This window comes from Gryllotalpicola koreensis (genome assembly GCF_039538185.1).
GTDB lineage: Bacteria > Actinomycetota > Actinomycetes > Actinomycetales > Microbacteriaceae > Gryllotalpicola > Gryllotalpicola koreensis.
Window position 1 is genome coordinate 550044 of sequence record NZ_BAABBW010000004.1, and the last position, 6777, is coordinate 556820.

At 66.5% G+C, this 6777-nt stretch carries 7 protein-coding genes; 4 read left to right on the plus strand and 3 right to left on the minus strand.

Features of this window, described 5'->3' with window-relative positions; all coding sequences use genetic code 11:
• Positions 1–1296: a Fic family protein gene (locus tag ABD708_RS14385; protein WP_344755616.1), complete on the minus strand. Its 1296-nt coding sequence runs from the start codon at positions 1294–1296 to the stop codon at positions 1–3.
• A 736-nt stretch (positions 1297–2032) separates the two neighbouring features.
• Between ABD708_RS14385 and ABD708_RS14390 the strand changes: the two genes are divergently transcribed.
• Positions 2033–2179, plus strand: a complete 147-nt coding sequence (locus ABD708_RS14390; RefSeq protein ID WP_344755618.1) for a hypothetical protein — start codon at positions 2033–2035, stop codon at positions 2177–2179.
• Positions 2180–2569: 390 nt separating this feature from the next.
• Here ABD708_RS14390 and ABD708_RS14395 read toward each other — a convergent pair whose 3' ends face one another.
• The gene (locus ABD708_RS14395) at positions 2570–2773 is read right to left on the minus strand and encodes a cold-shock protein (protein ID WP_344755651.1); all 204 of its coding nucleotides are present in this window, start codon (positions 2771–2773) and stop codon (positions 2570–2572) included.
• A 665-nt stretch (positions 2774–3438) separates the two neighbouring features.
• Here ABD708_RS14395 and ABD708_RS14400 point away from each other — a divergent pair.
• A complete protein-coding gene (locus ABD708_RS14400) occupies positions 3439–4377 on the plus strand; it encodes a diacylglycerol/lipid kinase family protein (protein WP_344755620.1) in 939 nt (312 codons plus the stop codon).
• Between the two features lie 432 nt (positions 4378–4809).
• Here the strand turns inward: ABD708_RS14400 and ABD708_RS14405 are convergent, their stop codons facing one another.
• Positions 4810–5178, minus strand: a complete 369-nt coding sequence (locus ABD708_RS14405) for a hypothetical protein (RefSeq protein WP_344755622.1) — start codon at positions 5176–5178, stop codon at positions 4810–4812.
• 85 nt (positions 5179–5263) lie between these two features.
• Here ABD708_RS14405 and ABD708_RS14410 point away from each other — a divergent pair, with 85 nt between their 5' ends.
• Together ABD708_RS14410 and ABD708_RS14415 are read left to right on the plus strand one after the other, a co-directional pair.
• Complete coding sequence (locus ABD708_RS14410) at positions 5264–5521, plus strand: hypothetical protein (RefSeq protein WP_344755624.1); 258 nt, start codon at positions 5264–5266, stop codon at positions 5519–5521.
• 52 nt (positions 5522–5573) lie between these two features.
• The gene (locus tag ABD708_RS14415) at positions 5574–6464 is read left to right on the plus strand and encodes a hypothetical protein (RefSeq protein ID WP_344755626.1); all 891 of its coding nucleotides are present in this window, start codon (positions 5574–5576) and stop codon (positions 6462–6464) included.
• The last annotated feature ends 313 nt before the right edge of the window (positions 6465–6777 follow it).

Sequence of the window (6777 nt, forward strand, 5' to 3'; positions counted from 1 at the left end):
CTACAGGCGCGGCACGTCTCGCCCCGCGGGGCGATCCGGCCCGGCCGACAGGAAGGGCAGGGGCGGCCCAAGTCGAGGCTTGCGGTTACGGGTGTCCTCGCCGCCGACGCGGTTGCTGCGCTCGGTCAAGGCAACCAAGGCGAGGTGGCGGTCGGCGGTCCAGCAGATCAGCCGGCCGCCCTCCTTCGCCCGCCCTAGGATGCCCGCCTCGGCCAGCTCCGTCAGCGCCCGATGCGCGGCCGCGGGCGAGACGCTCAGGCGGGCGCTGACCGATTCGGCCGTCAGCACGGGATCGGAGGCGAGGGTGTCGAGAATGCGCAGGACCGCCGCGTCGCGGCGCGGTACCGCGGGACTCAGGCCCCGCTCGCGGCGGAAGGCAATCAGCTCCTGGCGCACCTGCTCGTCGAGGGCGGCGATGTCCTGAGCGAGGCGGACCGCGTTGCCGGCGGCGCGTTCGGCGGCCTGCGCGAAGCCGGCCACCCACTCGTCCAGCTTCGGTGGGTCCGCCCGATAGCCGGTGAGACCTGCGAGGTAAGAGTCGGTGTCGCCGGCGAACACGGTGCTGATCGGGATGAGCGTGTTCCGCAAAGCGTCCGCCCGCCGCAGCACCGTGTGGATCAACGCCCGGCCGGTACGCCCGTTGCCGTCGATGAAGGGGTGGATTGTCTCGAACTGCGCGTGCACGATCGCCGCCCGCACGACCGGGTTCCCCTCAGTCGCGGTTGCGAAGCGGACCAGATCCTCCACCAGGCGAGGCACCTCGGACTCCGGCGGCGGCACGAAGGCGGCCCGCAATGGGGACCATCCGGGGCCGCCGACCCAGTTCTGCTCCTGCCGTAATCCGTGTTCCAGGCGGGGTTCGATGACGTGCTGGAGATCAATAATGTCCGAGGCCGTGATCGCGCGATCCCGATCGGCCAAGCCGGCGATCGCTTCTTCGGTGGCGCGCACGTTCGCCACGACATCCAGGGCCTGCCGGGGGCCATGGTGCAGCAGTTCCGCGATTGCCAGACGCTTAGGCGTAACCCGGTTGCCCTCGATCCACGACGACGAGATCGACTCCGACCGGATCAGCAGATGGTTCAGATACCGGCCACGCGAGCCGATCCGCTCATCCGCTCTCGCCAGCACGGCCAGCGCATCCTCCGCGGCTGCTTGCGCGGCAGGCCCCAAGACGGGTAGCCGGTCGCCGAGCTCGTCCGGCATGTACGCCAGGTAGCGACCCGGAGCCCGATCCTTGCGACTCAGGCCCGCCGCGTCCTCCGGATGCCAGAGGCGTTCGATGTACTCGCCCATCGGAGCCTCCCGCCCCTCGCCGTGAACTTCTACTTTAGATGAGATAAACGAGAAATAGAACGGCGGCGCTAACAGTTAGTACAGTCGGACTTCAGCGGCTCGCTCGACGCCAACACAAGCCCGGCAAGATCTTGTGCCATTAACGTGCCATTAATTCGGCGAGGACGAACTGCGAGCAACTGAGACCAAACGGAAAAAGTCCTGATCAGAGGCTTGTCGCGCATAGAGATACAGTGCGAAATCGGCCCCGAACTCACTGAAAATCGTGAGGTCACGGGATCGACGCCCGTCGGAGCCACCAATATTTGCCCTGATCAGATGATCTATCCGAGGCGCGCGTTCGGCGCGACGTTGGCCTCATGACGATCGCGGACCATTTCTCGCGCCGACTCACGACCTGGATCTCACCCACGTTTTCAGGGGGTGACCTTCTGCCGCATGATCGTGAGGTCGAGGGGAACGCTGACGCTTCACTCCACGCAGGGTTCTGAGAGCAGATCTCCGCACTGAGCAAATCAGCGTCCGTGCGGAGGGAGCTACCAGCGGGAGGCGCCCATGATCCTCAAGCGGCTGCGGAGAACCAGAGCAACCGTCGGCAGTCCCTTGTTCCACCCATCATCTCGACGACGTGCATGGAGGTGCCAATGACGACCTCGATGGTCCCGATGGGCTCCGCAATGTTCGCGCGTACACTCGCAGCACAGGGTCACCGTGGCTCTCAATGGAGGCCAGACCGATGGGCGACAAGTCCGCTCGAAAAAGCAGCAGCAAGACTCCTGCGTCGAAGACGCTGAAGGAGAAGCGGCTCGATAAGGCCGACAAGAAGGCGCGCGTTCTTCGCGCCGAGAACGCCGACGTGCTGGGGGGCGCTAAGAAGCGCTGATCGGCATCACTGAGCCCGGCTCTCGCATCGAAGTATCTGCCTGAGCCGGGCTGCTCTCTGTCGAGAGGCGGTCACGGGATTCGCAGGCGCCCGCCGAACATGTGTCCTCGCCAAATCCTACGCCCCTTTGATGTGAGGGCACACATCCGCTCTCCGTAGAGTCGGCAGTCCGCGTAGACGTCACGCCAGCGGGTTCAGCTCGCGCGGTGGCGGCCGGTTTACGCGTTGACGCCCACAATGACGGGGCGGTTCATGGTGGGAATCCCGCTCACTCCTGGAGCGAGCGGGATTCCTTCTGACAGGAGGCACGATGGATACACCGAAGCCAGCGCCCAAACCAGGACCGCCGCCTCGCCCTGCAAGCCCGCAGGCGCCACCCGCGACGGAGCCTTAGAGCGGGCGGATGTTCGCCGCCTGCGGGCCCTTCTGTCCGGGTTCGGTGTCGAATTCGACCTTCTGGCCTTCCTCGAGGTTGCGGTATCCGCTGCTGGTGATAGCGGAGAAGTGTGCGAAGACGTCGGCGGTGCCGTCGTCGGGGGCGATGAAGCCGTAGCCCTTGTCGGAGTTGAACCATTTGACGGTGCCGGTGGCCATGTCGTCGTCTTTCTTTCGTGTTTTCGGACCGTGGGTGCGATCCGGGATGTCGCGGCGGTGACGATGTCGCGAACGGCTGGGGAGGTGCCGTGGGGTCGGCGCCTGTGGGTGTAGGGCCGCCTGCGCGGCAGCCAGGGTTGGAAACACTCCGATGTGCACTGCGTGCGCGTTGCGCAGTTCGAAGCCGTCGAGGACCGCTGCGGCGTAGCCGGCGAACTCCTGGCCGAGGGTGGCCACGTGGACGTCGTCGTCGGCTTGGCGCCATTCGAGCGTGGCGGTGGAGAGGCGGGCGGAAGAGGATGCGGAGAGCAGGGAAGGGATGGGGCGGTCGTTTCGTAGCCGCGACTGAACCTGCATCGGTTCGCTATCGCGGGAAGATCGGCGGCGATTGATGCGCCGGTATTGGATGACAGCGGTGCAGGCGGCAGGATGCCTCACGTGCGGGTCGCGTCAATGAATTCGGCAACGACGGAGCGTCGTACTGCCGATGCCTTCTCAGTGTACGGCACGCAGATGAGAGCCGACGCCCGACGTGCCCTCGAGGAGGTGACGCGCGGTCGCGACCCCTCGGCTTTCCCTGCGACCGGCGGACCCTGGCTGTGATCGTGACGTAGCCTTCGCAGGTGACGTCCGCGCCTTCTTCAATGCCAGCGAGAGCGCCGCGGGTGGCGGTGGTCTACAACCCGACGAAGGTCGATGTCGAGCGGTTGCGTCAGCTTCTCGGAGAGGCGGAATCCGCCGCCGGGTTCGAGGCTGCGTCATGGTTCGAGACTGCCTCGGGCGACGAGGGAAGGCAGGCGGCGGCCGACGCCGAGGCGACTCGTCCCTCTTTTGTTCTCGTCGTCGGGGGTGACGGCACGGTCCGCACGGTTGCCGAGCAGCTGGCAGGCAGTGGCGTTCCGCTCGCGGTCGCGGCCGCAGGGACCGGCAACCTACTGGCACGGGCGCTCGGCCTGCCGGTGGACGACCTGCCTGCCGCGGTGAAGTCCGCGCTCGGCGGCGGTGTACACGGGATCGATGTCGGGCATGCCACTTTGCAGCACGCGAACGGTACCGTCACGTCCCACGCGTTCCTGGTGATGGCGGGTATCGGTTTGGACGCGCGCATGGCAGCTGGAACCAATCCCCGGCTGAAGAAGCATCTGGGCTGGCTCGCCTATGCCGATCCGATCGGACGGTCCGTGATCGCCAACGCGGATTTCGCCATCCACTACCGCCTCGATGGCGGGCGGCGCCATTCCACCCGCGCGCACACCGTCATCGTCGGCAACTGCGGCACCCTCACTGGCGGCATCCTGCTCATCCCGGATGCCCGCCCGGACGACGGCATCCTGGATACCGTCATCCTTCGGCCCCGTCGAAAAGGCGCGTGGCTGCAGATCGGCATCCGTCTCGCGCTGTCCCGCTTCCTGCACCGCACCACGACGGGCAGACTGCTTCGCCAACTCGTCCGGCAGCCGTTCGCATTGCGTTACGGCCGCGCGCGCCGGATCGATGTCGCGTTCAACACCCCTCAAGAGGTCGAGCTCGATGGTGACAGCTTCGGCGCGATCACCTCCGCGAGCATCACCATCAGGCCCGGAGCCCTGCAGCTCATCAGCTGAGAGCCGGCCGCACTGCGGCTCTCGAGTCCTACTCCTGTTTCATGTGAGCCCCCACAGCCGCCCGGCGTAGCGTCACGCCTGTCACCCCGAGCGCACGTCGAGATGGAGAGCCGCTCTCCCACAGCGGCGGCTGCCAGGGTGTTGTCGTCCAGCGAATGACCGCGGGCGGTTCATGGGGGCATCTCGTCCGTCCACATTGCGGGCGGGGTGCTCGACGAACGGAGACGCCCGATGAAGACCACCGCCATCCGCTCGCAGATCGCCGTCCCATTTGGGCACTCTCGCGAATTCGACATCGCAGGGCGGACCGTGACGGTCGCGCGCACGGAGGACGGGCTTTACCTCGTCATCGAAGATGGTCGGTCAGCGGTCGTCCATCCGCAGCCCAACGGACGCTATGTCGTCACCGGACCTCATGAGGCCGACGTTCGCTCAGAGCCCGTCGACTACGAGACGGCCATCGACATCTCTCTCGCTCGGCTCCGCTGACGACCGCGACGAGACGCTGACGGTGTGCACGACGGCCTGGTCCAGATCGGCTCCGACATGCTTCAACGCGCGAACGACTGTGTCCAGGGCAGCCGTATGAGCCTGTTCCTCATCGCCGCTCTCGCCGAGCGCATCGATGAGGACCTTGTTTTTGCCGCGCTCGGGGCCGGTGGTCTGCCGGATGACGGAGGTGTATCCGAACGTGAGACCGGCATGTTCGCGCGGGCCGAAACGGTTGATCGCTTTGCCGAAACCGGCAAGAGAACCCGCCGAGACGGTCACAAAGGAGGTACTGCGGAAGCGGGTTGTCATCGTGTGACTCTACGGCACGGCTGGAGCAGCGGCAGGAGCAAGAATTGCCGACGCTGAGGGAGGCTCGAGAGGCTATGGTCAAACGATGAATGACGAGGCGCGCTCGGAAGGTTCTGCGCCGGATCCGGATGAGGCCAGGCTCAAGCGGGCCTTGCGAGACGTGGACCTGCATCCGCAGCGAATGTTGCACCCTGCCAGCATCCGTGACGAGGCGCTCGGAGAAGCGCTGGACATCCTGCAGGAACTCGCGAACAGCAACGACCCGCTCTCGCGCACCAACGCGCGGGACTCGATCCACGATCGCGGCCTCGACCTGCTCCTCATCGACGAGGGCACCCTCTAGACCGAGCTCATGGCCTGTGAGCGAGCACATGTTGTGCGCGTAGCTTCCGAAGATGATGCAGACAACCCGGCCGCCGACATCGTCGCAGCCAGCCGCCCCGGAGGCATTGGGCCTCAGCCACATTCTCACCAGCCTCCTTCCCCCCACCGTCCATACGAGCGATGGGCCCGAGCGCTATACCGTCTCAGCCGTGTTCAACCGCCGGCCTTCAGCCGGGGAGATCACGGGAATCAACGGAGCAGCAGCGCGCTCCTGGCTTGACGGGGCACAGTTCCCGGAGGTCAGCCTCAAGGTCAGCGACCGCAGACTGGAGATCGCAAACACCAGCCTGGAACAGCTCGCGAGCGGTCTGGCAGCTACCATCGCGGGGCTCCTCGCCCACCTCAGCGCCGAAGACGCCACGCAGGCTCATTCGGCCGCCGGCGATCTCGCAGACCACGAGCAGTCGGAAGAGCGCCGCCTGGCGGCAATCAACGCACTGATCGCGGAGATCCCGCTCTCGGCCTCCGCTCCCTCGGACGAACAGCCCCAGCTCGGCCTCGCGCGGATCGCGACCGGCCTACTGCCTTCCGCGCTCGGAACCGACTCGGCTTCTCCGCGCTACACCGTGGCCGTCGAGTTCACCCGGGCGCCCACTCCGCGGGAGATCGAGATGATCACCGGGACGTCGCTGCGTCAGCAGATGAGCGCTGCGGGATACCCCGAGGCCGTCCTGACGATCCGCGATCGCCGGCTCGAGATCCACGGCACGAGCCTCGAAGAGCTTCGGGCCGGGCTTGCCGATGTCATCAGCTCGGCGTTCATCGGCATCAGCAGCGAGGCCGCGACCCGGGATGTCGAAGCCGCCGCGGACGCCGCGCGGCAGGCGGAGCAGGAGAGCAATCGACAGCAGTACGTCACGACTGCAGCCGCCGCCGTCAGATTCGTCGCACCTCGGGATTGATCCCGCACGGTCAGCCGCAAAGCCCGTGACAGGTCGCGCCGCTTCCTGGCAGTTCTCCTGGCTCCGAGCCCGCTCCATCCCTCAGGCCGTAGCGTGCGGAGCGGGTCAAGGCATCAGGTCAATGGCCGCAAACAGGGGAGGCCGCCATGGCCACCGCAGGCATCACGACCGGCAACAACGACTCTTTCGCATCGACCGGGCCCGGCACCATCCAGCGCACGACCCGCCCGGTCTCGGGCGAGGAGCATTCGGCCCGGCGGAGCACGGATTTCGCTGACTTGTCCGAGCAGATCCGCGCCGCCGGGCTGCTGCG